Origin of the sequence: Pseudooceanicola onchidii (assembly GCF_004959925.1) — a bacterium.
Classification (GTDB): domain Bacteria; phylum Pseudomonadota; class Alphaproteobacteria; order Rhodobacterales; family Rhodobacteraceae; genus Pseudooceanicola; species Pseudooceanicola onchidii.
This window is the reverse complement of sequence record NZ_SPUW01000001.1, coordinates 35,426-61,620: the sequence shown is the minus strand read 5'-3', so window position 1 is coordinate 61,620 and position 26,195 is coordinate 35,426. Positions and strand designations below refer to the sequence as shown.

Annotated in this window: 22 protein-coding genes; 14 read left to right on the top strand and 8 right to left on the bottom strand. The window is 65.7% G+C overall.

The features are described from left to right. Positions 1 to 350: 350 nt before the first annotated feature. The 3 genes from E4S58_RS00265 to E4S58_RS00255 form a co-directional block, all read right to left on the bottom strand. Positions 351 to 2,288, bottom strand: a complete 1,938-nt coding sequence (locus tag E4S58_RS00265; RefSeq protein ID WP_136634330.1) for an AAA family ATPase — start codon at positions 2,286 to 2,288, stop codon at positions 351 to 353. 53 nt (positions 2,289 to 2,341) lie between these two features. Continuing rightward, positions 2,342 to 3,466: a hypothetical protein gene (locus E4S58_RS00260; RefSeq protein ID WP_136634329.1), complete on the bottom strand. Its 1,125-nt coding sequence runs from the start codon at positions 3,464 to 3,466 to the stop codon at positions 2,342 to 2,344. Between the two features lie 235 nt (positions 3,467 to 3,701). Then, positions 3,702 to 4,775 carry a coiled-coil domain-containing protein gene (locus E4S58_RS00255; protein WP_136634328.1) on the bottom strand — a complete coding sequence of 358 codons (1,074 nt, stop codon included), beginning with the start codon at positions 4,773 to 4,775 and terminating at the stop codon, positions 3,702 to 3,704. A 185-nt stretch (positions 4,776 to 4,960) separates the two neighbouring features. Between E4S58_RS00255 and E4S58_RS00250 the strand changes: the two genes are divergently transcribed. The 4 genes from E4S58_RS00250 (at position 4,961) to E4S58_RS00235 (ending at position 8,617) form a co-directional block, all read left to right on the top strand. Continuing rightward, positions 4,961 to 5,518 carry a hypothetical protein gene (locus E4S58_RS00250; protein WP_136634327.1) on the top strand — a complete coding sequence of 186 codons (558 nt, stop codon included), beginning with the start codon at positions 4,961 to 4,963 and terminating at the stop codon, positions 5,516 to 5,518. Positions 5,519 to 5,579: 61 nt separating this feature from the next. Continuing rightward, positions 5,580 to 5,918 carry a cupin domain-containing protein gene (locus E4S58_RS00245; protein WP_136634326.1) on the top strand — a complete coding sequence of 113 codons (339 nt, stop codon included), beginning with the start codon at positions 5,580 to 5,582 and terminating at the stop codon, positions 5,916 to 5,918. 155 nt (positions 5,919 to 6,073) lie between these two features. Then, positions 6,074 to 7,063 (top strand): P1 family peptidase, encoded by a 990-nt coding sequence (locus E4S58_RS00240; protein ID WP_136635766.1) that lies wholly within the window; start codon positions 6,074 to 6,076, stop codon positions 7,061 to 7,063. A 75-nt stretch (positions 7,064 to 7,138) separates the two neighbouring features. Further along, entirely contained in the window at positions 7,139 to 8,617 is a 1,479-nt protein-coding gene (locus tag E4S58_RS00235; protein WP_136634325.1) for an NAD-dependent succinate-semialdehyde dehydrogenase, read from the top strand. Positions 8,618 to 8,831: 214 nt separating this feature from the next. Here the strand turns inward: E4S58_RS00235 and E4S58_RS00230 are convergent, their stop codons facing one another. After that, complete coding sequence (locus E4S58_RS00230) at positions 8,832 to 9,998, bottom strand: MFS transporter (RefSeq protein WP_136634324.1); 1,167 nt, start codon at positions 9,996 to 9,998, stop codon at positions 8,832 to 8,834. Between the two features lie 166 nt (positions 9,999 to 10,164). On the opposite strand from E4S58_RS00230, the gene E4S58_RS00225 reads away from it, so the two are divergent. From E4S58_RS00225 to E4S58_RS00210, 4 genes are all read left to right on the top strand, one after another. Continuing rightward, on the top strand, positions 10,165 to 10,638 hold the full coding sequence (locus E4S58_RS00225; RefSeq protein WP_136634323.1) for a DUF1203 domain-containing protein: 474 nt from the start codon (positions 10,165 to 10,167) through the stop codon (positions 10,636 to 10,638). Positions 10,639 to 10,752: 114 nt separating this feature from the next. Further along, on the top strand, positions 10,753 to 10,929 hold the full coding sequence (locus E4S58_RS00220) for a zinc-finger domain-containing protein (RefSeq protein WP_136634322.1): 177 nt from the start codon (positions 10,753 to 10,755) through the stop codon (positions 10,927 to 10,929). 138 nt (positions 10,930 to 11,067) lie between these two features. Beyond that, positions 11,068 to 11,688 carry a TetR/AcrR family transcriptional regulator gene (locus E4S58_RS00215; protein WP_169052563.1) on the top strand — a complete coding sequence of 207 codons (621 nt, stop codon included), beginning with the start codon at positions 11,068 to 11,070 and terminating at the stop codon, positions 11,686 to 11,688. Further along, on the top strand, positions 11,685 to 13,190 hold the full coding sequence (locus E4S58_RS00210) for an MFS transporter (RefSeq protein ID WP_136634320.1): 1,506 nt from the start codon (positions 11,685 to 11,687) through the stop codon (positions 13,188 to 13,190). The genes E4S58_RS00215 and E4S58_RS00210 overlap by 4 nt, the downstream gene beginning before the upstream one ends. A gap of 74 nt (positions 13,191 to 13,264) precedes the next feature. Here E4S58_RS00210 and E4S58_RS00205 read toward each other — a convergent pair whose 3' ends face one another. Continuing rightward, entirely contained in the window at positions 13,265 to 15,286 is a 2,022-nt protein-coding gene (locus E4S58_RS00205; RefSeq protein ID WP_169052562.1) for a hypothetical protein, read from the bottom strand. Between the two features lie 272 nt (positions 15,287 to 15,558). Here E4S58_RS00205 and polA point away from each other — a divergent pair, with 272 nt between their 5' ends. From polA to E4S58_RS00170, 6 genes are all read left to right on the top strand, one after another. After that, positions 15,559 to 18,366 carry a DNA polymerase I gene (gene polA / locus E4S58_RS00195; protein ID WP_136634317.1) on the top strand — a complete coding sequence of 936 codons (2,808 nt, stop codon included), beginning with the start codon at positions 15,559 to 15,561 and terminating at the stop codon, positions 18,364 to 18,366. A 273-nt stretch (positions 18,367 to 18,639) separates the two neighbouring features. Beyond that, positions 18,640 to 20,400, top strand: coding sequence for a SulP family inorganic anion transporter (locus E4S58_RS00190; protein ID WP_136634316.1), 1,761 nt, complete (start codon positions 18,640 to 18,642; stop codon positions 20,398 to 20,400). A gap of 52 nt (positions 20,401 to 20,452) precedes the next feature. Next, the gene (locus E4S58_RS00185; RefSeq protein WP_136634315.1) at positions 20,453 to 21,100 is read left to right on the top strand and encodes a 2-dehydro-3-deoxygalactonokinase; all 648 of its coding nucleotides are present in this window, start codon (positions 20,453 to 20,455) and stop codon (positions 21,098 to 21,100) included. Positions 21,101 to 21,227: 127 nt separating this feature from the next. Then, positions 21,228 to 22,217 carry a deoxyribose-phosphate aldolase gene (gene deoC, locus E4S58_RS00180; protein ID WP_136634314.1) on the top strand — a complete coding sequence of 330 codons (990 nt, stop codon included), beginning with the start codon at positions 21,228 to 21,230 and terminating at the stop codon, positions 22,215 to 22,217. Continuing rightward, on the top strand, positions 22,204 to 22,593 hold the full coding sequence (locus E4S58_RS00175; protein ID WP_169052561.1) for a hypothetical protein: 390 nt from the start codon (positions 22,204 to 22,206) through the stop codon (positions 22,591 to 22,593). Before deoC ends, E4S58_RS00175 begins: the two co-directional genes overlap by 14 nt. Further along, the gene (locus E4S58_RS00170; RefSeq protein ID WP_136634312.1) at positions 22,590 to 24,932 is read left to right on the top strand and encodes an aldehyde dehydrogenase family protein; all 2,343 of its coding nucleotides are present in this window, start codon (positions 22,590 to 22,592) and stop codon (positions 24,930 to 24,932) included. The genes E4S58_RS00175 and E4S58_RS00170 overlap by 4 nt, the downstream gene beginning before the upstream one ends. 65 nt (positions 24,933 to 24,997) lie before the next feature. Here the strand turns inward: E4S58_RS00170 and E4S58_RS00165 are convergent, their stop codons facing one another. Genes E4S58_RS00165 through E4S58_RS00155 form a run of 3 tightly spaced genes read right to left on the bottom strand, consistent with a single transcriptional unit; the run spans position 24,998 to position 26,163 of the window. Next, positions 24,998 to 25,318, bottom strand: coding sequence for a YciI family protein (locus E4S58_RS00165; protein WP_136634311.1), 321 nt, complete (start codon positions 25,316 to 25,318; stop codon positions 24,998 to 25,000). A gap of 36 nt (positions 25,319 to 25,354) precedes the next feature. After that, on the bottom strand, positions 25,355 to 25,834 hold the full coding sequence (locus tag E4S58_RS00160; RefSeq protein ID WP_136634310.1) for an SRPBCC family protein: 480 nt from the start codon (positions 25,832 to 25,834) through the stop codon (positions 25,355 to 25,357). After that, positions 25,831 to 26,163, bottom strand: a complete 333-nt coding sequence (locus tag E4S58_RS00155; protein WP_136634309.1) for an ArsR/SmtB family transcription factor — start codon at positions 26,161 to 26,163, stop codon at positions 25,831 to 25,833. Before E4S58_RS00155 ends, E4S58_RS00160 begins: the two co-directional genes overlap by 4 nt. Between the last annotated feature and the right edge of the window lie 32 nt (positions 26,164 to 26,195).

Genomic DNA, 26,195 nt, shown 5'->3' with positions numbered 1-26,195 from the left:
AAGCCTAAATCGTTTATCCCGCCCGGTGCCCCGCACCGGGCAGCGCCCGACCCGCCCCCCAGGGCGGGCGCTTCTCGCCCACCCTCGGGCCGGGCGCTGCCCTCAGCATGACGATCCAACCTCTCACTCATCCGCGCCCCCAAACCACACACCCACGGCATCGTAGCACGCCGCCCCTCTCCCTAACCCTCTCCTCTGAGGGGAGAGGGGACCGCGTCGCACAAACCCATCCGATATCGCCCCCTCCCCCTGCAGGGGGAGGGCCGGGGGGGGGTCCACCGCACCGCCCCATCCGATGTCGCCCCCTCTCCCCCACGGGGGAGAGGGCCGGGGTGAGGGGGCCAGGCACCTCACCCCTTCCCCTCCAGATACCGCCGCCGCGCCTCTTCCTGACGCCCCATGTCCCGCACCATCGCCTCCACCGCGACCTCGTCGGACTTGTCGGCATAGCGGAATTCCGAATCCGCGTAGCGGTTGATCTCCTGCACGACCATGTCGACCGTGATCGGCCGCCGCAGATCCTCGATCATCGCGCGCTTCTCGTCGTAGGGCTTGAAGAGGAACAGCTCCGGCTCCTCCATCCATTCGTCCGGCAGTTCGAAATCCATCGCCCGGACCTTCACCGCGTCGGTGATGTTCTTGATGGCACGGCCGGTAAAGCGTTCATCCGCCTCCTGAATCGCCTTCAGATAGGTCCCCAGCTTGGCAATCGTGTCGAACCCGCCGATCCGCGCCTCGACCTCGTCAAAGACCTTCACCAGCCCCGCCTCTTTCGGCCGCCCGTGCGCTTCGAACGACGCCGCAACCGCCCGCTTGATCTCCTGCGCGGCGTAAAGCTCATGATCGCCCAGCGGAATGTCATGCCGCTTGCCCATCAGCAGGGCGAGGATATCGACGTAATCCTCCCGCGTCTGCGGCCCGTCGACAAGAAACCGCGCCCCGGCCCGCTGCCTTAAGGCATCATCCACGTTTTCGGGGTAGTTCGAGAACATGCCAAAGGTGCAGTTGCCGCGCACCACGGTGTTGGCCCCGGCAAAGGCCTCCATAAAGACGGCCGTCACCTCCTGCTGCCCGGCGGATGACTGGCGGTCCCCCCGCTTGCCTGCGATCTGGTCGATGTCATCGATGGTGCCGAAACCGATAACCGACGGATCAAGGACGTTCTGCACAAACGCCTTGGCGTTCTGGCCGGACTTGCCCTGATAGCTGTCGATATTGTCGATGCCAAAGTTCTGATAGCGGAAGGGATAGCCCGCGTTCTGGCAGTAGTCGTTGATCAGCCCTGCCATCATCTGGATCAGCGTCGTCTTGCCGGTCCCCGGCTTGCCGTCGCCCATGAAGGTGAAGATGAATCCGCCAAGCTCAGCAAAGGGGTTCAGCCGCCGGTCGAAATCATAGGCCATGACCATCTTGGCCAACTTCATCGCCTGATACTTGGCGATATGGTTGCCCACGACCTCATGCGGCTTCTTGAACTGCATGACCAGCGCCGGGCCCCCGGCCTTGCGCGCCGGGGTGAACCCCCGGATCGTCAGGTCATCCGCCTCGACCCGGTAGGACGCCCCCGCAAACGCCGCTGCCCGCGCCATCCCCTCGGCCCGCCGCGCGGCCTTCTCCATCAGCGCTTCGGCAAAGGCAGTGACGGTCGGCACCAGCTTTTCCTCGTCGCCCTCCGCATGGGCCGCCAAGGCCTGATCCAGTTGCCACAACGCACCGTGCAACGCCAAGGACGCATTGTCGGTCAGAAACTCCTCGACCTCGCCGACCTCGACCGTGACTTCCCCCGCGTGATCCGCCAGCAAAGATACGAGCGCGTTGGCCGAGACATGCATGACGATCAGTGCCTCTGCCGTCAGCAGCTCCGAAAACTCCGCCCGCCGATCCGCGCCCAGGCCCCCCTCAAGGTTCTTGCGCTTCAGGTCCACCAATCCCGTCTGCTCCGCGAACCCCTCGCCCAGGGCCAGACCAATCGCCAAAGCCCGCCGCAACGCCTGCAAGACCGCCGCCTGCCGCGTCGACATCAAGGGATCATCGCCGTCGCAGGCACCCACCCGGTCGATCAGATGCACGCCCTCGGGGCGTTCGTCGCGCCGCGTCACCAGCCCCGGCGTGGTCGACCGGAACCGCCGCCGCGTGCCGACGCCCGGCGATCGCTCTGCAACCGGGGCCGCCGTTGCCTTCGCAACCCTAGGCGCATGGTCAAACCCGTCCAGAAGCGCCAGGGCCGCGTCGTAATGCTTCGCGATCTCCTCCTCGCGCAGCTCCATCAGATCGGATGTCAGGGTCATGAAATCCCCCCTCGCTTCATCTTGCCAAAAATACTCAAATCCACCGCCAGCCTTCAGCGATAGCTCAGAACCCGCCCCCCGCGGCCCACCACGAATTTCCGCACCTGCGCGAAGCCCGGCGGGTTGCGTTCTGCCAGCACCTGGTAGGGGCGTTCGGGCAGGATCAGCGCGCGGGTCTGTTCGGTCGCGCCGGTTTCCGGCCCGCCGGACAGCGGGTCGATAGTAAAGATCTCGCGCTCGTTGGTGCCGAACCAGCCCGCGCGCTCGGTGCGCACGCGTTCCGACACCAGCACCTCGTCCGTCCAGGCCAGCGCCCAGTCCTCGCCTTCGCGCGACCCGGCGTTTTCCAGCACGTCGCGGATCGGGCCGGACTGGCGGGTGTAGGCGTGCGAATACATCGGCCCGATGTGGAACCGGCGCAGGCGCTTGGGGTGCAGCTCGTCAAAGTCCTCGTCAAAGCCCTTCGCAATTGTCAGAAGCTTCAGGCCACCCAGACTTTGCGCTATCAGATGCGCCTGCACCTCGGGCCAGCGGCGTTCATCGCGGGGCAGCGCCGTCGGATCGGTATCCTCCAGCTCCATCAGGTAGAGGACCGGCAGGTTCAGCTGGCTGTCATAGACCGACCAGTGCAGCAGGTACTTGCGACGCTTCGTGTCGATGTCGCCCAGCCAGATCGCTTCGGGGTCATTGCGCGGCCAGAACAGGCCCCCGCGCTTCAGTTCCTCGTAGTACAGCCGCTGCGACATCGCGAATTGCAGACGTGTCGGAATTTCCAGATCGCCGATGATCTGACCCAGCATGTCGCGCTTCATTTCGTCGGCCGAGGCCATCTCGCGCAGGTGTCTTTCAGCCTGTTGCGCGTCGTTGGCCATCACCATCAGCTCCTGCGCCGTGGGAAAGCCGCTTTCGTGGTTGTCGATGGTAAGCGAGCCAAAGAACCGCCCGGTATCGCGTCCGGTCAGCAGGTATTTCATGCTGAGCGCGCGGAAGGTCACGGTCAGCGCAGTCAGGTGGCGGGTCAGCACCTCGGTCTCGCGACGCGACAGGGTCTTTTCGGCCTCCATCATGCCCGCGACACGGGCGAGATGGGCCATGATCCCTTCGAACTTGCGGAAATACCGGCGCGACGCATAGGTGTCGGTCAGGCCGACGTGATCGTGGGTGGGGGCGTCAACCACGGGCGGCGTCCTTTGACAGGCAGACCCGGTCCGGGGCGCAAGGCGACCCGGACAGCGCCCGTCCGCCCCCCTGGGCGGGCGCTTCGCCCCCGCCCGCGGACGACCGCCGTCCTCTGACGTGAAAAGTTCGGAGAGTTTGGGTCATGGCGCTTTGTTCCAATGACTAAGGGCGCATCGCCAGCCCTCTCGCGGTTGCGATGCAACCGCTGCCGGGCGCAGATTGCAGCGCAACCTGTTATCCGTAGAGGTTCTTGTCGTGCTTCTCGACGATCTTCTGGAACCGTCGGGCGAACCGTTCGTCGGCCTTGGCCTTTTCTTCCAGCACCTTGCGGGCAAAGACCATGTGGTCCTCGTGCGCCTCCAGCATGTCGGCCATCCGGGCATTGGTGGCCGCGCCGATCTGGGCCATGGCCTGCTGTGCCTGCTTGTCCGTTTCGGTCCCGATCTCGTTGATCTTGTGGGCCACGTCCTGCTGCTGCGCGGTCTTCAGCGACTTGGTCAGCGCATCATAGAGCACCACCCGCTGCTGCGTGTCGGTCTTCAGCTTGTTGATCAGCACCATCTGCGTCGCCGCCTGGTTCTGCAGGCTGTCGACCCAGGACTTGCCCTTCTCGATATAGCGTTCCAGCGTCTGGGACTTGGCCAGCTTGACCTGTTCGTCCTGAACCAGCGCGTTGTATTCCTTGTTCAGATCCGCCAGCTCGGTCTCAAGCTTGGTGCGCGCGGCGGCGTCCTGTTCGACGCTGATCCTGTTTTCCAGCTCGATGATCCTGGGATCCATCGCCAGGATCTTGGCGCGGGTGTCTTCCAGTTCCTGCACCGTCATCTCGCGATCGTCGAGCGTGGCGGTCAGGTTGACCTCGACCTTCTCTTTCTGGTCGTTCAGCACGGCCAGCTGGCCTTCCAGCAGCTTGGTGATCACGTCGGACTTGGCGATCAGGTCCTGCAGCTTGTCATCGATCGAGGCGGTGCGGATGCGTTCCTGCCGCATCGAATCCGACTTGGCGCCGGAAAAGATGCCGACAAAGCTTTCCCAGCCTGTCTTTGACCGCATCTCGTCGAAATCCTTGGAAAAGGCGGCGGTCACGTCGTCCAGACCCATGATGAGCTCGGCGATGTTGGCGTTCATCACCTCGGTATGGGAATGCACATCCTCGAGCGAGGCATTCTCGATGTCGATGGTGACATCCGTGCCGGTCTCCATCTTCTGCCGCGCCGTTTCGATCCGGCTGGTCAGTTCGGCAATCTTGGACTGCGCTTTCGCGACCTGTTCCTGGCTTTCGCGGACCTGCGCGTCAAAATCGGACATCTCTGGGGCTCCGTTCCAAATCACTTTCTCAGCATATGGGGGTCACTTAACGTCATTTTAATGATGTCGTCACCGGAAAAGGCGCGCGAGCGGGGTCATGTTTCCCCCACCTTGCGGGCGGGCGCGGGCTGCGGCAGGCTGCACCGCATAGCCCCGGACATTGCGGGGACCTGAGGAGACTATTGATGAAAAAGACCATTGCCGCCCTGACGATAGCCTTCAGCGCCGCGGGCCTTGCCGCCCAGGCCGATGACGTCGAAGACACGCTGAAAAGCGCGCTGTCCGCCTATCAGGACGGCGATCTGCAATACGCCCTGGAAGAGCTGGACTATGCCCGGCAACTGATGCTGACCATGAAGACCGACGTGCTGTCGGGCTTCCTGCCCGCCGCGCCCGAGGGCTGGACGCGCGAGATCAACTCCGAGATCAACGCCTCGCTCGGGATGATGGGCGGCGGTGTCGGGGCCGAGGCCGAATATTCCGGGGATGGCGAAAGCTTTACCCTGTCGATCCTGGCCGACAACCCGATGGTCGGTGCCATGGGCGCGATGATCGGCAATGCCGCCGCCATGGGCATGAAGGTCGAACGCGTGGGCCGCGAGAAATTCGCGGTGCAGGACGGCACCGTGCAGGGCCTGATCGACAACCGCATCCTGGTGAAGGCCGAGGGCGGCGAGGTCGAGCAGATGCTGGATCTGCTGAAACAGATCGACTATCGCGAGCTGTCGCGCTTCGGGAACTGAGGCGGCTTTACACGGCCCCCGGCTTCGGGGCCTGATGGCGCATCATCACCCCGGAGCCCCCATGACCCTCATGCAACCTGTCGCCCCCACCGTCGCCCCCGAAACCGACCGCCCGGCGCCCGACCGCCTGATCGCGGGCGACCCGGTCTTCACCACCTGGAACCTCGAGGATCGCGATGGCCTTTATTGCGGCATCTGGGAAAGCACGCCGGGCACCTGGCGCGCGGTCTACGACGAATGGGAATATTGCTACATCCATGCGGGCGTGCTGGTGGTGACCCCGGAAGACGGCGCGCCCGTGACCTACCGCGCGGGCGACAGTTTCATCGTGCGGCCGGGCTGGCGCGGCACCTGGCAGGTCGTTGAAACCGTGCGCAAGGATTACGTGATCCGGCTGTAGGGGCCTGCGGTCCCGGGGCTGCGCGGAATCCGGTTGCGCTTCCGCCCCCGGGCGGGAATGGTCGGGCGACCGGGCCGGGGGCGCTGCCCCCTGCCGACCCATGCGGGCATGGGCCGCCCCCCCGGAGTATTTCAGGCAAGATGAAGGGACATCAGATGGAACCTGGCGCGCGCAACCTCATCACCGATGTCCCCGGCCTTGTGGTGGGACATGCCTCGGATGCGGGTGTGAAGACCGGCGTCAGCGTGCTGCTGGGTGATGTGCCCTTCACCGCCGGCGTGCATGTCATGGGTGGCGCGCCCGGCACACGCGAAACCGATCTGCTGGCCCCCGACAAGACGGTCGAACAGGTCGATGCGCTGGTGCTGTCGGGCGGGTCGGCCTTCGGGCTCGACGCGGCCTCGGGCGTGGCGGACGGGCTGCGCGAGATGGGGCGCGGCTTTGACGTGGGCGGGATGACCGTGCCGATCGTGCCGGGCGCGATCCTGTTCGATCTGCTCAACGGTGGCGACAAGGCCTGGACCGAGAACCCCTATAAGCGGCTGGGGCGCGCAGCGCTGGACGCGGCGGGGGTGGACTTTACCCTTGGCACCACAGGTGCAGGCACCGGGGCGGTGACGGCGCAGCTCAAGGGCGGGCTGGGGTCGGCCTCGGTCGTGCTGCCCTCGGGCGTGACCGTGGGGGCGCTGGTGGCGGTCAATGCGCTTGGCTCGGCCATCGTCGGCGACGGGCCGGAGTTCTGGGCCGCGCCGTTCGAGGTCGGGGCGGAATTCGGCGGGCTGGGGGCGGCGCGGCGCTATCCCGACCCGCATCTGCCGGTGACCAAGCTGGGCTCGCATCGCAACACGACCATAGGCATCATCGCCACCGACGCCGCGCTGACCCAGGCGCAATGCACCCGGCTGGCCACGGCGGCGCATGACGGCTTTGCCCGGGCGCTGGTGCCCAGCCATACGCCAATGGATGGCGACCTGATCTTCGCCGCCGCGACCGGTGCGCGGCCGCTGGCCGATCCGGTCGCCGACACGCTGCTTTTGGGCCATGCGGCGGCGACCTGCATGGCGCGGGCCATTGCGCGCGGCGTCCATGCCGCCACCGCCGCGCCGGGCGATCCGTTTCCGACATGGGCGGCGCGCTTTGGCTGACGGGCTGGCACTGGACTTGTGCGGCGCTAAGTGATCCAACATGGCGCAAGATGTCGCAAACCTAGGGAGGCTGACATGCTGGACCAATCCACCGATCTGAAATCTCTGCTCAAGGACCCGACCCTGCTGGTCGAGGCCGCCTATCTTGCCGGTGAGTGGGTCGAGGGCGACGAGGGCACCTTCGACGTCACCAACCCGGCACGGGGCGACGTCATCGCCCGGGTCGCCGACCTGAGCCGCGCGCAGATCGCCATGGCGATCGACAAGGCCCATGAGGCGCAGAAGGACTGGGCCAAGTGGACCGGCAAGGAACGCGCCGCCGTCCTGCGCAAGTGGTTCGACCTGATGATGGAACACCAGGACGACCTGGGCACCATCCTGACCGCCGAACAGGGCAAGCCGCTGGCCGAGGCCAAGGGCGAGATCGCCTATGGCGCGTCCTTCATCGAGTTCTTCGGCGAAGAGGCCAAGCGGATCTATGGCGAGATGATCCCCGGCCACCAGCGCGACAAGCGGATCATGGTGCTGAAGCAGCCCATTGGCGTGGCCGCGTCGATCACCCCGTGGAACTTTCCGAACGCCATGATCACCCGCAAGGCCGCCCCGGCGCTGGCCGCGGGCTGTTCCTTCGTGGGCCGTCCGGCCAAGGAAACGCCGCTGTCGGCGCTGGTCATGGGCGTGCTGGCCGAACGCGCGGGGATCCCGAAGGGGGTCTTCTCCATCGTGACGTCCTCGCGGTCGTCGGACGCGGGCAAGGAGTTCTGCGAGAACCCCAAGGTGCGCAAGCTGACCTTCACCGGCTCGACCGAGGTGGGGCGCATCCTGCTGCGCCAGGCGGCCGACCAGGTCATGAAATGCTCGATGGAGCTGGGCGGCAATGCGCCCTTCATCGTCTTCGACGACGCCGATCTGGATGCCGCCGTCGACGGGGCCATCATGTGCAAGTTCCGCAACAACGGCCAGACCTGCGTCTGTGCCAACCGGATCTACGTGCAGGCGGGCGTCTATGACGAATTTGCCAAGCGCCTGAAGGCCAAGGTCGAGAAGATGAAGGTCGGCGACGGTCTGAAGGACGGCACGGACCTTGGTCCGCTGATCAACGCCGACGCCATCGACAAGGTGCAGGAGCATCTGAAGGACGCGACCTCGAAGGGCGCGACGGTCATCCTGGGCGACGGCCAGCCGATGGAGGGCGCGGGGCATTACCTGCCGCCGACCATCCTGACCGGCGTCACGCAGGACATGCAGGTCGCGCAGGACGAAACCTTCGGCCCGCTGGCGCCGCTGTTCAAGTTCGAGGACGAGGACGACGTGATCGCCATGGCCAACGACACGATCTTCGGGCTGGCGTCCTACTTCTACGCCAAGGACCTGAGCCGCGTGTACAAGGTGGCCGAGGCGCTGGAGTATGGCATCGTCGGCGTGAACACCGGCATCATCTCGACCGAGGTCGCGCCGTTCGGCGGCGTCAAGCAGTCGGGCCTGGGTCGCGAGGGGTCGCACCACGGGATCGAGGATTACCTCGAGATGAAGTATGTCTGCATGAGCGTCTGAGGGCGGAGGCCGGGGACAGACACGGGGGCGCTGCCCCCGCACCCCCGAGGTATTTCGGACCAGAAGAAGGGCGGACCTGCGGGTGCGCCCTTTTCCTTTGCTTTGTGGCGGGGCGCGGTGCGGGACGGCACCCCGGCGCCCCCCGCGCAACGTGTTCCCCTCCCCCTTCAGGGGGAGGGCCAGGGAGGGGGGGCAGCGAAGGGCGGGCCGCCCGCTACCCCCGCGCCCGGCGCGCCGCCGCGTGCAGGTGGACCGCCGCGCAGCCGGCATAGGCGATCAGGGCGAACAGGATCGCCCCGTCGAAGCCCATGGGCGTGACCATCGCCAGAAGCACCGGCGTGCCCAGCAGGTTACCCAGGTTTCCCATCTGCGCCAGCGCGCCATTGGCCAGCGCCTGGTCGGCCGGATCGGGGTTCAGCTGCGGGATGGCGGTAAAGCTCGCCCCCTGCACCAGCCCGAGCGATCCGAACAGCAGCACCGGCGGCAGGAAGGCCCCCGGCATCAGCCACATCAGCACGACCGACACCGCCGCAGCGGCCAGCCCGATCAGCACGATGGTCACCGCCGGCATCCGGCGCAGCAGCTGCGCGCCCAGGGTCAGCGATACGATGATGCCCGCGATCGGCATCCAGAAGCTGAGCGTGGCGCGGGTGGCGTCGGGCAGGTAGGGCGGCAGCACCGTCAGCAGCGCCACGAAGGTCAGCGTATAGAACAGCCAGCCCAACGCCGGTGCCGCGATGCGCGGTGAGGCATAGATGCGGGGATGGTTCGCCAGGATCTGCCGCACCCCGGGCAACGGGTCCTGACGACGCGCCACGACGCCGCGCGGCAGGGCCAGGGCCAGCACCCCCGCCAGCACCACCATCACGCCTGCGTGGATCAGGAACAGGATGCCGGGCCCGTGGCTGCGGGCCAGCGGCGCGCCCGCCCAGGCGACCAGTGCGAAGGTCACGCCGAAATAGCTGCCCCAGAGCGTCATCGTGTAGGGCCTGTGCCGGTCGGCCGACAGCTGCGCGATCAGGGTCGGGATCGCAACGACCAGCGCGATATGGCTCAGGCCTTCAAGCGCGCGGGTCATCAGCATCACCGGCAGGGGCGGCATGAGCGCCTGCACCGCCGACAGGGCCGCGCCCAGCAGCAGGCCTCCGACGACGACCCGCCGCAGGCCGATCCGCGCCACCATCATGCCGGCGACCAGCCCGGTCAGCACGCCCGTGAGGCTGATGATCGACACCAGGAACCCGAGCGATGCGCCGGCCTCGGGATAGGTCAGCGCCAGTTCGGGGAAGATGACCGAGATCTTGGCGAACTGGCCCGCCGCGGTCATGCCGGCCAGCAGAAGCAGGGCGATCAGCCCGAACGGAGAGGTCGTGCGGTCCATGCCCCGTCAGTGACCGAGGGGCGCGGGTCTGGCAAGAGCCCATCGTGCAGGGGCGTGTCTGTTTCCGCCGGACGCCGGGGATCGGCCCGGGACGAATGCGCAGGCTTCGGGTCGCGCGCGGCCCCCTTCGTGCGGCATGACGAAGGCCAACCAACAGGAGCCCCCCATGACCTTCCGCATCCTCCCGCTTGCCACCGATCTTGTCCGGTCTCTGCGACAGGGCGCGCCCGACGCCAATGGCCAGCCCGCCGAACGGGCGGTGGCGCAGGGCACCGGCAACCCCTGCCGCCATTGCCTGTGCGATATTCCCGAAGGGGCCGGGACGCTGATCCTGGCCCATCGGCCCTTTGCGACACTGCACCCCTATGCCGAATGCGGGCCGATCTTCCTGTGCGGCGATGACTGCGCCGCGTGGCAGGCCGCGCCGGACAGCCTGCCGCCGGTGCTGAAGGGGCGCGACAGCTTTCTGGTCAAGGGCTACCACCCCACCGAACGCATCGCCTATGGCACCGGCGCGACCGTTCCGGCGGATCAGCTTTCGGCGACGATCACCGCCATCCTGGCCCGGGCGGACGTGGCCTTTGCCGACATCCGGTCGTCGCGCAACAACTGCTACCAGGCGCGCGCGGTGCGGGCCTGAGGGGCGCGGCCTGCGACACCGGGCGCCCGACAAACCGCCATGCCGTCTCTTGCCCGTCCGACCGCTTTCGCCCATATTGCCGCGCAGCAGACAGCCCCTGAAAAGGATCGCCACATGAGCATCGATGCGCCCGAGACCAAGATCGTTGACAGCCGCAAGGTGGCCTGTGACGGCGGCGAAGGCGCCCTGGGTCATCCCCGCGTCTGGCTGCACATCCCCGAAGAGACGAACTTTGTCGAATGCGGCTATTGCGACGCGAAGTACGTGATGAAGGGCTCTGACGCGGCCTGATCCGCGCCGGGCCCTCCGCCCACGCCCACGTTTCTGCCCACCTCTGCAATTCTGCACAGAGACGTTTTCGCAGCTGCAGAAAACCCCGTCTTGATCCGTCCTGATTTTTCAATCAAATGATTGATGGAAGGACGCACCATGACATCCACCGATACCGACAGCCCCACCGCCGCACGCCGCAAGGCCGAGATCGCGCAGGCCGCACGCGCCGAGCTTCTGGAAAAGGGGTTCGAAGGGCTGCGGATGCGCGCCGTGGCGGATCGCTGTGGCATCAACGTCGCGACGCTTGATTACCATGTCGGCGGCAAGGACGGGCTGATCGCCCTGGTGGCCCAGTCACTGGTCGAGGATTTCCGCGCCCGCCGCAACCTGACCAGCCGCACCGGCATGTCGGGGCTCGAGGAACTGGCGCAGGAGCTGGCCGATTTCCGGCAGGTCCGGCTGGAACACCCCGACATCCATCCGATCATGGCGACCCTGACCCGCCGTGCCCCCAACGATCCCGGGATCGCCCGGCACATGCTGCCGATGAAGGCTTTCTGGCACGGCAAGATCACCGAACTGATCGCCAAGGGCGTTGACGACGGCAGCCTCCGGCCCTCGCTCGATCCGCCGACCTCGGCCCGGGTCTTCATCTGGTCGATCCTGTCGCTCGGGTCTCCGGAACACTGCAATCTCGATTTCCCCCATCACGCGACCGAAGTGCTGAAGCTCTTTGCCTCCGGCCCGGTCGACCGCCTGAAAGGACACTTCTCATGACCGCCCTTGCCGATCCGCAGGACATGCCCCCCGATATCGCCCCGATTCACGACACGATCGACAACCGCACCAGGTGGGCGGCCTTCCTGACGATCCTGATCGCGCAGTTCATGAACCTGATCGACGTGACCATCGTGAACGTCGCCCTGCCCTCGTTGCAATCGGGCCTCGGCGCGACCGAAAGCCAGATCGAATGGGTCGTGGCGGGCTATATCCTGGTCTTCGCGCTTGGCCTGCTGCCCATGGGGCGGTACGGCGACATCGTCGGGCGCAAGCGGCTGTTCCTTTACGGGGTCGCGGCCTTTACCGGCGCCTCGGCGCTGTGCGGGGTGGCACCGTCGATCGAATTTCTGGTGGCGGCCCGGGTGATTCAGGGCGCGGCCGGGGCGGTGATGATGCCGCAGGTCATGGCCATCGCGCAGAACCTCTTTCCGCCCCGCGCACGGGGCGGGGCCTTCGCGCTGTTCGGTCTGACGGCGGGGCTGGCCTCGGTCACCGGGCCGATCCTGGGCGGGGCGCTGATCAATGCGGACCTCTGGGGGCTGGGCTGGCGCCCGATCTTCCTGATCAACCTGCCGATCGGCCTGTTCGCGCTGGTGGCGGCCTCGCGGCTGATCCCCGACCTGCCGGGCGACCGCAGCCTGCGCAACGACTGGGGCGGCATCGCCTTCATCGCGGCGGCCATGCTGGCGCTGATCTTCCCGCTGGTCGAAGGCCGCGCGCTTGGCTGGCCCTGGTGGTGCTTTGCGCTCATGATCGCCTCGGCACCGCTGTTCGTGGGCTTCGTGCTGTGGGAGGCGCGGCAGAACCGGCGCGGACAGGCGCAGGTCATGCCGATCTCGCTTCTCAAGGCGTGGAACTTCGCGCTCGGCGGGGCGATGTCGATGGTCTACTTCTCGGCCATGCCCGCGCTGTTCCTGGTGCTCGCGCTGTTCCTGCAGCAGGGCTTCGGCTTTGACCCGCTGACCTCGGGCCTGACGACCGTGCCCTTCCCGCTTGGCATCCTGATCGCCTCGGTGGTGTCGGGCAAGCTGGGGGCGCGCTGGCAGAAGCAACGGATCATCGTCGGCGTCGCCGTGCTGTTCGTCGCGATCTACGCCCTGCGCACCGTGGTGCTGGGGGTCGACCAGTCCGTCGATCACTGGGATTTCTTCCTGCCGCTCTTCATCGGCGGGCTGGGCCTGGCCACCTCGATCGCGCCGCTGTTCCAGACGATCCTGGCGGGCGTGCCGCCGCAGGACGCCGGGGCCGGGTCGGGCGCCTTGCAGGCGATCCAGCAGGCCGGCGGCGCGCTTGGCATCGCCGTGGTCAGCCAGATCTTCTTCTCGACCCTCAGCGGGTCGATGGCCGCCGGCGCGACCCGGGACGCGGCATTCGTCGACGCGATGTCGACCTCGATGATCTACAACCTCGTGGCCTATGTGCTTGTGGCGCTTGGCGCGATGCTGCTGCGCGCGCCGGACTATGACGATGCGCCCAAGGCCCCGGTGATCATCGAATAATCGGGCAGGATGCGCCCGGAAAAAAGGCCCCGTCCCGGATCACCCGGGGCGGGGCCTTTGCGTTTCAATTGGGCTCAGAGATAGCCGAACAGGCTCGTGCCGTCGCCCAGCGTCACCTCGTCGACATTGGTGAAGCTGATGATCTGCTTCATGTGCTGCAGCTCGACCGTCCAGTCGTTGACGCGCGTCACGGTGAAATCATCCGCCGCCGTCAGGTGCAGCAGTTCGACCACGTCATAGTCCACGTCATCCCGGGTAAATCCGCCGTCGATCTCAAGCTCGTTGGTCCAGCCGTCCGCCAGCGACAGGTTCATCACAAGGTGATCGTTGCCGGTGCCCAGGTTGATCTCTCCGTCGTAGCCACCCTTGTACCCGATGGCATCCTCGCGCAGCGTCACGGCCGAATTGTCGAAGAAGATGAAATCATCCCCCGCGCCGCCGTCGATCGCCAGACCGACCCCGGCCGAAGACAGGGCCTCCGTCCCCTCGATCACGATCCGCAGGTGGTCATTGCCGCTGCCCAGGCTCACGCCGCCGTTGAACACCGCGAACCCGTCCGGCCCGTTGGTGGTGTCGCTGTCCCACAGGTGCACATCGACATAGTCATGGCCCGACCCGGTGTTGATCGACCCGGCCCAGAGGTTTTCAAAGCTGCTGCCCATCCGCAGGTAAACCTGGTCGCTGCCCATCCCGGTATTGATCGACCCGGTCGAGAACGAGACATTGGCGTCAAAGGTCACATGCACGATGTCATCGCCCCCGTCCGTCGCGACCGACACCATCTCCATCGAGGCAAGGCTGTCGCTTTCAAGCCGCAGCACGGCCAGGTCATTGCCGTCGCCCAGCGACACGGGAAGTGACTCGTAGTTGGTCAGCGGGCCGTTATTGTCCTCGTAGAAATCGTAATACTCGGGGTTCGGCATGATGTTTCCCATGCGCGCCGCCGTGACCTGCCACAGGTCATCGCCATCGGTGCCCGACAGCAGCGCCAGAAGCGCCGGGTCGTCGTCGTAGCCATCCGCAATGTCGAAAAACAGCCCCTCGCCCGCGACAACCCCCAGCGCGGCCAGATCGACCGTGCCGTCAGGCTGCATCACCGGGGAAATCGGCTGACCGCTGCCCGTCACGGACAGATCCACGATGATCGTGTCCTCGGCATAGGCGCCATGACGATCGCGGGCGCGGATTTCGACCGCACCTTCAACCGACTCGTCACTGTCAAGGATCGCCTGATCCGGCCCGCCCTCAAGGATCAGGGTCGTCCCCTCGATCCGCACCTGGAATCCTTCGGTCACACTGACGACTTCATAGGTCAGGCTGGCGCCGGTGTCGTCGCTGTCCACGTCCGATCCGGCGGGCGCCAGGTCAAGCACAGCATTCGCGCCGTTGTGGAAGGCGAAGATGTCCCACCACTGTTCGGTTAGGACGGGCAGGTCGTTCACCCCGACGATTTCAAAGGTGATCTCGTGCACCTGCCCATAGATGAAGCTGCGGGTGTCGTAGAAGATTTCGCCTTCCGCCAGGGCGGCCGCTTCGTCCTCGTGGTAGAAGATGATGTCGCCGCTGTCGAAAACATAGGTCGCCTCGATCGTGCCGCCGTCGGGGCCGTTCCAGAACCGGTCCTCCACAAAGGTCATCGACCCCAACCGGATCGGCCCACCGGGCGACCAGGGCCTGATCTCGCCATACTGATCCACGCCGTCACCGTCCGTCGCGGTCAGGGTGAATTCCACGCTCTCGCCCAGGGTCAGGCGCAGGCTGTCCGGACCGGTCAGGTAAGCGGGATAGATGTTTCTGAGCGACACGGTGAAATCGTTGAACTCGAACGACTCCCACTTGGTGAAGTAATCGGTGCCGGTGTCGCCATCATCGGGGTTCAGGTCGATGACCGTCCAGTTGCCATTGCCATCGGTCGTGATGTCGTAATCGTAGCGGGATCCGTCATAGACATAGGTGTCCCCACCGCGACCGCCGCGGAAGGTTTCCGTGGTCGATCCGGTATCGCCACCGCCACCCCCGTCCGAGCCACCATCGTTGTTCTTACCACCGCCTTTGCCACCACCCTTGCCGGTGGTCGTGAAATCTTTCTTCGGCATGAAATCTGATCCTGAATGCGCACTTTCTATACGAAAGTATATGTGCGGCGCAGGGTGCGCCCGGCGATAGTAGCAGTTTACCTTTTGAGTGAAGTTTCGCAAAAATCGCGTTGACCCGGCATCGCGAAATCAGTCCTGCTTATTGAAACGGGTTCTCATTAGCAAAACTGATCCATCCCGCGTTTCTCCTTGTTTTCAAGGGCCTGCCGAATGCCTCTGGCCCCGTCCTGCGGATCATGGCACAACCTCCGCAACGCGGAACGGAGGCCCCCATGACCCAGCAATTCGGCAAAGGCTGTCACCTGCACCTGATCGACGGGTCGGCCTTTATTTTCCGGGCTTATCATGCACTTCCGCCGCTGACGCGGAAATCCGACAGGCTGCCCGTGGGCGCCGTGTCGGGCTTTTGCAACATGCTGCACCGCTATGTCGAAGGAAACACCGGCCCCGATGCGCCCACCCATGTCGCCGTGATCTTCGACAAGGGCAGCCACACTTTCCGCAATGATCTCTATGACTTGTACAAGGCCAACCGCGAAGCCATGCCCGAGGATCTGCGCCCGCAGATCCCCCTGACCCGCCGCGCGACCGAGGCCTTCAACATCGCCTGCAAGGAACTTGAGGGCTTTGAGGCCGACGACATCATCGCCACCCTGTCGTGCCAGGCGCGCGAGGCCGGTGGGCGCGTGACGATCATCAGTTCTGACAAGGATCTCATGCAGTTGGTGGGCGGCGGCGTGGAAATGCTCGACGCGATGAAGAACCTCCGCATCGACGTCGAAGGGGTTGAGGCCAAGTTCGGCGTAGGTCCCGACCGCGTGGTCGACGTGCAGGCGCTGGCCGGGGATTCGGTCGACAACGTGCCGGGCGCACCGGGCATCGGGATCAAGACCGCGGCGCTTTTGATCAATGAATACGGCACGTTGGAGGAACTCCTCGACCGCGCCGAAGAGATCAAGCAGCCCAAGCGCCGCCAGACCCTGATCGACAACCGCGCCCAGATCGAACTGTCCAAGAAGCTGGTGCAGCTGGATTGCGACACCCCGCTGGATTTCACGCTGGATGATCTTGAGGTGAAGGATCCGGACGCGGATACCCTTTTGAATTTCCTCAACGAAATGGAATTCCGCACCCTCACCAAGCGCATCGCCGACCAGATGGGGGTCGACGCCCCGGCCCTGCCCGAGGTCAACACCCAGGGCGGCGAAGATGCGCCCGAGACGGTCGAGATGCCGGAAATCGACACCTCGAAGTATGAAATGGTCAGCGATGCCAAGGCCTTGCAAGTCTGGATCGACCGCATCTACGAACGCGGCTACGTCGCCGTCGACACCGAAACGACCGGGCTGGACGAGATGCGGGTGGATCTTGTCGGCATCTGCCTCGCCACCGACCCCGGGCAGGCGTGTTATGTGCCGCTGAACCACAAAGCCTCTGAAGGCGAAGGACTTTTCGCCTCTGACAGCCTGGCCGAAGGGCAGATGGCCGAGGCCGAGGCGCTGGACATGCTCAAGCCTGTCTTCGAGGATCCGTCGATCCTCAAGATCGGCCAGAACATGAAATACGACGCCAAGATCCTCAAGAGGTACGGAGTTACCGTCGCCCCGATCGACGACACGATGCTGCTCTCCTACGCGCTGAACGCCGGGCTGCACCAGCATGGCATGGATGCGCTGTCCGACCGCTATCTCGATCACCAGCCTATCCCGATCAAGGATCTGCTCGGATCCGGCAAGTCGATGATTACCTTCGACAAAGTGCCGCTCGACAAGGCCACCGCTTATGCTGCCGAGGACGCCGATATCACGCTGCGCCTGTGGAAGGTCTTGAAGCCGCAACTGCACGCCAAGAAGGTCACGACGGTCTACGAGACCCTCGAACGCCCCCTCTCGCCCGTCCTGGCGCAGATGGAAATGCACGGCATCAAGGTTGACCGCGACGTTTTATCCCGCATGTCCAATGCCTTCGCCCAGAAAATGGCCGGGCTGGAGGCCGAAATTCACGAGCTTGCGGGCGAGAATTTCAACGTCGGATCGCCGAAACAGCTGGGCGAAATCCTGTTCGACAAGATGGGGATGGAGGGCGGCAAGAAGGGCAAGACCGGCGCCTATGCCACCGGTGCCGATGTCCTGGAAGACCTTGCAACGGAACACGAATTGCCCGGTCGCGTTCTGGACTGGCGGCAATTGTCGAAACTGAAATCGACCTACACCGACAGCCTGCAGGAGCACATCAACCCCGAAACCGGCCGCGTCCACACCTCCTACGTCCAGACCGGCGCCAACACCGGGCGTCTGGCCTCGACCGACCCGAACCTGCAGAACATCCCCGTCCGCACCGAAGAGGGCCGCCGCATCCGCGAAGCCTTCATCGCCGACGACGGCAAGCGACTGGTTTCGCTTGACTATTCCCAGATCGAATTGCGCATCCTCGCCCATATCGCGGACATCCCCGCGCTGAAAGAGGCCTTCGCGGAAGGTCAGGACATCCACGCCGCCACGGCATCCGAGATGTTCAACGTCCCGATGGAGGACATGACCCCGGAAATCCGCCGCCAGGCCAAGGCGATCAACTTCGGCGTGATCTACGGCATCTCGGGCTTCGGCCTCGCCCGCAACCTGCGCATCCCGCGGGCCGAGGCGCAGGGCTTCATCGACAGCTACTTCGAACGCTTCCCCGGCATTCGCGACTACATGGATGCGACGACCGAATTCGGCAAGGCAAACGGTTACGTTCAAACGCTTTTCGGCCGTCGCATCCACACCCCGGAAATCGCCGCCAAGGGGCCGCGCGCCGGGTTCGCCCGCCGCGCCGCGATCAACGCCCCGATCCAGGGCACCGCCGCCGACATCATCCGCCGCGCCATGATCCGGATGCCCGAAGCGATCGAAAAGCTGCCCGCCAAGATGCTTCTGCAGGTCCACGACGAACTGATCTTCGAAGTGGACGAGGCCGCGGTTGACGACCTCACCGAGGTCGCGCGCAAGGTCATGGAAACCGCCGCCGCCCCGGCCGTGAAGATCGACGTGCCGCTGGTGGTCGATGCCGGATCTGGTCACACCTGGGCCGAAGCACACTAGGCCCACTCGGCCAGAACTTCAGGCCCAAGACACTGAAACCAATGGCGGAAGACACGGCACGCGCCCTGGCTTCGCTCACACGCGCGCCTTCTTTCAGACCCCACCCCCGCACCTGATCTTCTTCTGGTCCAAAATACCTTGGGGGAGGCCGCAGGCCGGGGGCGAAGCCCCCCATCCACGCCCCGACGTCACAAGGCGCCATCCGGGGTTGCAATACATATTCAATATATCTTATATGTATGCAAGCCGAGTCCCTTCTAAGGAACACCCCCCGTGTCACGCCCAAGCCGCAGCCAACTGAAAATCAGACGCTATCTCCCGATCCTGGAGTGGTCCAAGACCTATGACCGGGATGTCCTGACCTCGGACCTGGTGGCGGCCGTGATCGTGACCATCATGCTGATCCCGCAATCCCTGGCCTATGCGCTTCTGGCGGGCCTGCCGCCGGAAATGGGGCTATATGCCTCGATCCTGCCGCTGGTGGCCTATGCGATCTTCGGCACAAGCCGCGCGCTGGCCGTGGGGCCCGTGGCGGTCGTGTCGCTGATGACGGCGGCGGCGGCGGGCAACCTGGCGGCTCAGGGCACGCCGGAATATATCGCTGCGGCCATCACGCTGGCCTTCGTGTCGGGCCTGATGCTGACGGTCATGGGGATCTTCCGCCTTGGTTTTCTTGCGAATTTTCTGTCGCATCCCGTCATCGCGGGGTTCATCACGGCCTCTGGCATCCTGATCGCGACCTCGCAGCTGAAACATATCTTTGGTGTCTCGGCCGGCGGGCACAACCTGCTGGAGCTGGTCACGAACCTCGTCTCGAACCTGCCCGACACGAACGTGATCACACTGATCATCGGCGCGGCCACGATCGCCTTTCTCTTCTGGGTGCGTAAGGGCTTGAAGCCGCTTCTGGCCTCCTTCGGGCTGAAGCCGCGCACGGCTGATCTGCTGGCCAAGGCCGGGCCGGTCGCGGCCGTTGCGGTGTCGATCCTGACCGTCTGGATCTTTGGCCTCGACACCAAGGGCGTGGCGATCGTCGGGGACGTGCCCATGGGCCTTCCGCCGCTGACGCTGCCCAGCTTTTCCATGGATCTCTGGGGCCAGATCTTTGTCTCTGCCCTGCTGATTTCGATCATCGGCTTCGTCGAATCCGTGTCCGTGGCGCAGACGCTTGCGGCCAAGAAACGCCAACGGATCGTGCCGGATCAGGAACTTATCGGGCTTGGCACCTCGAACATCGCGGCGGCGCTGACGGGGGGCTATCCGGTGACGGGGGGCTTTGCCCGGTCGGTCGTGAACTTTGACGCCGGCGCCGAAACGCCCGCCGCCGGAGCCTTCACCGCTGTCGGCATCCTGCTGGCCGCGATGCTGTTGACCCCGCTGCTTTACCTGCTGCCCAAGGCCGTGCTGGCGGCGACCATCATCGTGGCGGTGCTGAGCCTTGTCGATTTCTCGATTCTCAAGCGGACCTGGGGCTACAACCGCGTGGACTTTGCCGCCGTGGCCGCGACGATCCTGCTGACGCTGGCCGTGGGGGTCGAGGTCGGGGTGTCGGCCGGTGTGCTGCTGTCGATCGGTCTGTTCCTCTATCGCACGTCCAAGCCGCATGTGGCCGAGGTCGGGCTGGTGCCGGGCACCCAGCATTTCCGCAACATCAACCGCCACACGGTGCTGACCCATCCCGAGCTTCTGACCATCCGCATCGACGAAAGCCTCTATTTCGCCAACGCGCATTACCTGCAGGACCTGATCTATGACCGGCTCGCCTGCGACCAGCCGATCCGGCACGTGGTGCTGATGTGTTCGGCGGTGAACGAGATCGACACCTCGGCGCTGGAAAGCCTTGAGGCGATCAACACGCGGCTCGGCGAGATGCGGATCAAGCTGCACATGTCCGAGGTGAAGGGCCCGGTGATGGACCGGCTGAAGCGGTCGCATTTCCTGGACGAGCTGACCGGAGAGGTCTTCCTGTCGCAATACGATGCCCATGTCGCATTGACCAAATCGCCGGTGCGGGGCGTGGCCGCGGCGGGCTGAGCCTCGCCGCGCCAACGTTGACCCCGGACGCCATGCCGCCTATCTCGCCCGGATGGCATGGCGTGGTGAGATCATCGGAACGGACGGCACCTGGGGCTCTGAGGGGGCCGCGCGGCGGTTCGTCGTCGGGCATCCGGACGTTCCGGCGGACGAGGCGAACGGCCCGGTCCGGCCGGAGCGGATGCCGGGATCGGACGGCGTGCTGCACCTGCCCGCACTCGGGGCCATTCCTGCCCGGCTGCGGCTGGCGCTGGCGGGGTTCCTGACGCTCAACCCGCATTGGGACGGGGTGGCGGTTCTGGTCGGCGGTGCGGCAACCCATTGGGCCACCCTGTCGGCGCGCGAGGTGATCCACCAGCAGGGCAGCGCCACGCCACGGATCGCCGCCGCGCTCGGGCTTTCGGACGTCGGACCCGAGGCTTTTGATGCCGCGCTCGACCGGCCCGAACGGTTGCCCCTTCTTCTTCAGGATGCGGCGACGCCCGGCGCGGAACTTGGCGCGCTTATGGGGGCCGAGGTCGGCGCGACCCGGACGCTTTGGCTGGGGCAGCAGGCGGTGCTGATCGGCGCGGGTCCGCTGGCCCGCGGCTATGCCACCGCGCTGCAAACCGCGCATGTTCCGGTGACCGTGACCGACCTGAAAGCCCTGTACCAGAAGGGGTTCGAGGCGCTGGCCGAGGCCTTCCCGCCCGACGCCTGACCCACGCCCCTTCCCCTGCGGCGCGCTTGCCAGCCTTTTGCGCCCGTGCGACGGTGCCACCGACCCGGCCCCCGTGTCGGCCCCAGTGACGTGCAGACCCCAGTCAGGCGATCTTCAGGAGGACCCCATGCAGACAAAGGTGGACAGCCCCGCGGCGCAGCTTCCCCAGATGGTGGACGCGCGAAATCCGGGGATGGAGCTTGATCTCGACTGGGTGATGAGCGCGCAGGCCAATACCTCGGCCATCGAACGGCGCTGCGCGACCCTGCCCGGGCGGCGATCGGTCAAGAAGGATCACCAGGCGGCCTGGCTGCTGCGGGCGATCACCTGCATCGACCTGACGACGCTGGCGGGCGACGACACCGAGGGGCGCGTGCGGCGTCTGTGCGCCAAGGCGAAACAGCCGGTGCGCGCGGACCTGCTGGACGCGCTTGGCGTCGAGGGCATCACCACGGGCGCGGTCTGCGTCTATCACGAGATGGTCCCCGCCGCCGTTCAGGCGCTGGAGGGCACGGGCATCCCCGTCGCCGCCGTGTCGACCGGGTTTCCCGCCGGGCTGTCGCCCTTCCACCTGCGCGTCGCCGAGATCGGTGAATCGGTCGCGGCCGGCGCCGAAGAGATCGACATCGTGATCTCGCGCCGCCACGTGCTGAGCGGCAACTGGCAGGCGCTGTATGACGAGATGCGTGAATTCCGCGCCGCCTGTGGCGAGGCGCACGTCAAGGCAATCCTCGCGACCGGAGAGCTGGGCACCCTGCGCAATGTCGCGCGCGCCTCGCTGGTCTGCATGATGGCGGGGGCGGATTTCATCAAGACCTCGACCGGCAAGGAATCGGTGAACGCCACTCTGCCCGTGTCGCTGGTGATGATCCGGGCGATCCGGGATTACTACGAACGGACCGGGTTCCGCATCGGCTACAAGCCGGCGGGCGGGATTTCGAAGGCCAAGGATTCGCTGGTCTACCTGTCGCTGATGAAAGAGGAACTGGGCGATCGCTGGTTGCAGCCGGATCTCTTCCGCTTCGGGGCCTCGTCGCTTCTGGGGGATATCGAACGCCAGCTGGAACACCACGTGACCGGCGCCTATTCCGCAGGGTGGCGTCATGCGGCGGGCTGAGGGCCGATTGAGTATTTCCGGCAAGATGAAGGGGACGGCCGTGGCGCTGACCCTGTGCGGATCGACGGCGGTGGCGGCGGATTATGCCTGTGACGGCTGGGACGTCGCGGATATGGCGCGGATCGAGGCGCTGTCGATCGGCAAGTCGATGATCACGCTGCGCGCGGCCTCGGGCCCCGCCGTGACCGTCCGGATGGCGCAGGGCACGCTGACCCGGCGCATCTACTTGGACGAAGGATCGGCACTGGTGATCCACGGCGATTTCGTGCGCGGCGAGACCGGGCCTGAGTTCGGCCCCCGCGTGACCCTTCAGCGGCTGATGCATGACTCCGCAACCCCCATTCTGGCAACCACGACCTGCGAGGCAAGCCAATGACCGTCAAAGAGATTTTCGAGACCATGGACTATGGCACCGCCCCCGAGAGCGCGGGTGACGCGCTGGCCTGGCTGGTCGATCAGGGCGACCGGTTCGGGCATTTCATCAACGGCGACTGGACCGAGGTCGGCGAGACCTTTGAAAGCCGCAACCCCGCCACGGGCGAGGTGCTGGCGCATGTCACCCAGGGCACCCCGGCGGATGTCGATGCGGCGGTCGCGGCGGCGCGCAAGGCGCAGCCGAAGTGGGCGAAGCTGGGCGGTCATGGCCGGGCGCGGGTGCTTTATGCGCTGGCGCGGCTGGTGCAGAAACATTCCCGCCTGCTGGCCGTGTTGGAGACGATGGACAACGGCAAGCCGATCCGTGAGGCGCGCGACATCGACGTGCCGCTGGTTGCGCGGCATTTCTACTATCATGCCGGTCTGGCGCAGCTGATGGAGACCGAGGCGCCGGGGATGGAGCCTGTGGGCGTCTGTGGCCAGGTGATCCCCTGGAACTTTCCGCTGCTGATGCTGGCGTGGAAGATCGCGCCGGCCATCGCGGCGGGGAATACGGTGGTGCTGAAGCCGGCCGAATATACATCGCTGACCGCGCTGTGCTTTGCCGACATCTGCCGCCAGGCGGGCGTGCCCAAGGGGGTCGTGAACATCGTCACCGGCGACGGGCGTGTGGGCGAGGCCATCGTGGCGCACGAGGATATCGACAAGGTGGCCTTTACCGGATCAACCGAGGTGGGGCGCAAGATCCGCGAGGCGACCGCCGGTCAGGGCAAGTCCCTGACGCTCGAACTGGGGGGCAAGGGTCCGTACATCGTGTTCGACGACGCTGATCTGGACAGCGCGATCGAGGGGCTGGTGGATGCGATCTGGTTCAACCAGGGGCAGGTCTGCTGTGCCGGGTCCCGGCTTCTGGTTCAGGAAGGCGTGGCAGAGCGGTTCCACGACAAGCTGCGCGCGCGGATGGACAAGCTGCGCATGGGCAACCCGCTGGATAAATCCATCGACGTCGGCGCGGTGGTCGATCCCGTGCAGCTTGAGACGATCAAGGGGCTGGTCGAAGGGTCGGGTGGCGAGGTCTACCGCGCCGCCTGTGACGTGCCCGAGGGGTGTTTCTATCCGCCGACGCTGATCACCGGGCTCGCGCCTGCCGACCGGCTTATGCAGGAAGAAATCTTTGGCCCGGTGCTGGTGTCCTGCACCTTCCGCACGCCCGACGAGGCCGTGCAACTGGCCAACAACACGCGCTATGGGCTTGCGGCCTCGGTCTGGACGGAAAACCTCAACCTCGCGCTTGGGCTGGCGCCGAAACTGGTCGCGGGCGTCGTCTGGGTCAACGGCACCAACATGTTCGACGCGGCCGCCGGGTTCGGCGGCGTGCGCGAGAGCGGGTTTGGCCGTGAAGGTGGTTGGGAGGGGCTGTCGGCCTACCTCAAACCCCATGCGAAGACCAAATCGCTGGCGACCATCGCGGCCCATACCGGCAAGAGCGACCCGGTCGAGGACGTGCTGGACCGCACCGCCAAGATGTACATCGGCGGCAAGCAGGCCCGCCCCGACAGCGGCTATTCGCGCGGCGTCTTCTCCCCGCAGGGCAAGCTGATCGGCCATGTCGGCAGCGGAAGCCGCAAGGATATCCGCAACGCGGTCGAGGCCGCGCAGGGCGCCAAGGGCTGGTCCGGCACCACGGGCCATCTGAGGGCGCAGATCCTGTATTACATCGCCGAGAACCTCGAGGCGCGGGCGGCGGAGTTTGCCGACCGGATCAATGCCATGACCGGCAGCAAGCAGGGCAAGGCCGAGGTCGCGGCCTCTGTTTCGCGGCTGTTCACCTATGGCGCCTGGGCCGACAAGTACGCAGGCGATCTGCGGTCGGTGCCGATCCGCGGCATGGCGCTGGCCGTGCGCGAACCCGTGGGCGTGATCGGCGCGCTCTGCCCCGATGATGTGCCGCTTCTGGGCCTGATTTCGGTCATGGCCCCGGCGATCGCCATGGGCAACCGGGTGGTGCTGGCCCCGTCCGCCCCCTTCCCGCTGGCCGCGACGGATTTCTACCAGGTGCTTGAGACCTCGGACGTGCCGGGCGGTGTGGTCAACATCGTCACCGGTGCGCACAAGGACCTGGCGGGCACCATGGCGGCGCATCTGGACATCGACGCGGTCTGGAGCTTTTCGTCCACCGACCTGTCGCAGGAAATCGAGAAGAAGAGCGCGGGCAACCTCAAGCGGACCTGGGTCAACAACGGCCGCACGCGCGACTGGATGGGGGCCGAGGGCGAAGGGCGTGCCTTCCTCGACCAGGCGACCGAGGTCAAGACGGTCTGGGTGCCTTACGGCGAATAGGCTTCACCTTCGCCAAATACTCCGGGGGAGTCCGAAGGACGGGGGCAGAGCCCCCGCCCCGCCAATCACATGTCCATCGGCACGATTTCGGCGACCTCGACCGATCCGCCGCCCGCGACCATCGGGTTTCCCTTGGCCATGTCGCAGGCTTCCTCGATCGTGGCGGCCTCGACAATGGAAAAGCCGAAGCTGGCGTTCGGCACCTTGTCCGAGACACCCGCGCCGCTGACCAGCACGGATTTCCCGACCGGTTCGCCCGGGTTCACCATCTTGGGTCCGATCGCCCCCATCCAGTCGCCCCAGGCCTTCATCGCGGCCTCCTGATCTTCGGGGGTTGAGGGCACCTGTGAGGCATCGCCGCGGTAGATGTAGAGATACTGGGGCATGATCTGTCCTTTCTGGGTCACTGGAATTCCGTTCGCCTACTCTTGCAGGGACGGGTTGGGATCGAGGAAAAAGTCGAGCTTGCGCAGCGACGACAGCCAGCCACGGGTGTGATCCTGGCCCGCCTCGATGCCCGGCAGATCGCGGTGTGACAGGGTCAGCCGTGCGCCGGTGGCGGTTTGTTCGACCGTGAAGGTCACGTGGCTTTCGGGGCCGCGCGTATCGCTGTCGTCGTGCCAGGCCCAGGTGAAGCCGACCGTGCCCCTGCCGCCGTCAGGAGGCGAAACGCGGGTGATCTGGCCCGACACCTTGTAAAGATTGCCGCTCTCCTTGCCGCGCATTGAACAGGTCCAGGGGCCTGTGGTGCGGAAGTCCATGTCGCAGGCCTCAAGATAGACGCCTTCGGGCCCGAACCACTGGATGATCTGGACGGGTTCGGTCACGGCCCGCCACAGGCGGGTCAGCGCGACGGGATAGTCGCGGACGAATTCGATATCGGCGGGATCGGTGTCTTTCATGCGTCGTCTCCTTCGGGATCGAGGGCAAGAAGCGTGTCGAGCCGATCCAGACTGGCCGCCCAGAAGGCGCTGTGATCCATCGTCCAGGCGTGGATGCCCTGCAGCGCGCGTGGGTTGACCGAATAGAACCGATGCGTGCCGGCGATGCGTTGTTGGATCACCCCGGCCTCGCGCAACACCTTGAGATGGCGGGATATTGCCGGGGCAGAGATCGTTGCCTCCTCGGCCAGCGTGCCGGCGGGAAGTTCGCCCCGGCGCAGCAGCTTGTCGACCAGGTCGAACCGGGTCGGGTCGGAAAGGGCGGCAAAGGTTCGGGTCAGCTCTGTCATGGGGACAGGCTGACGCGATTCCTTATTTAACG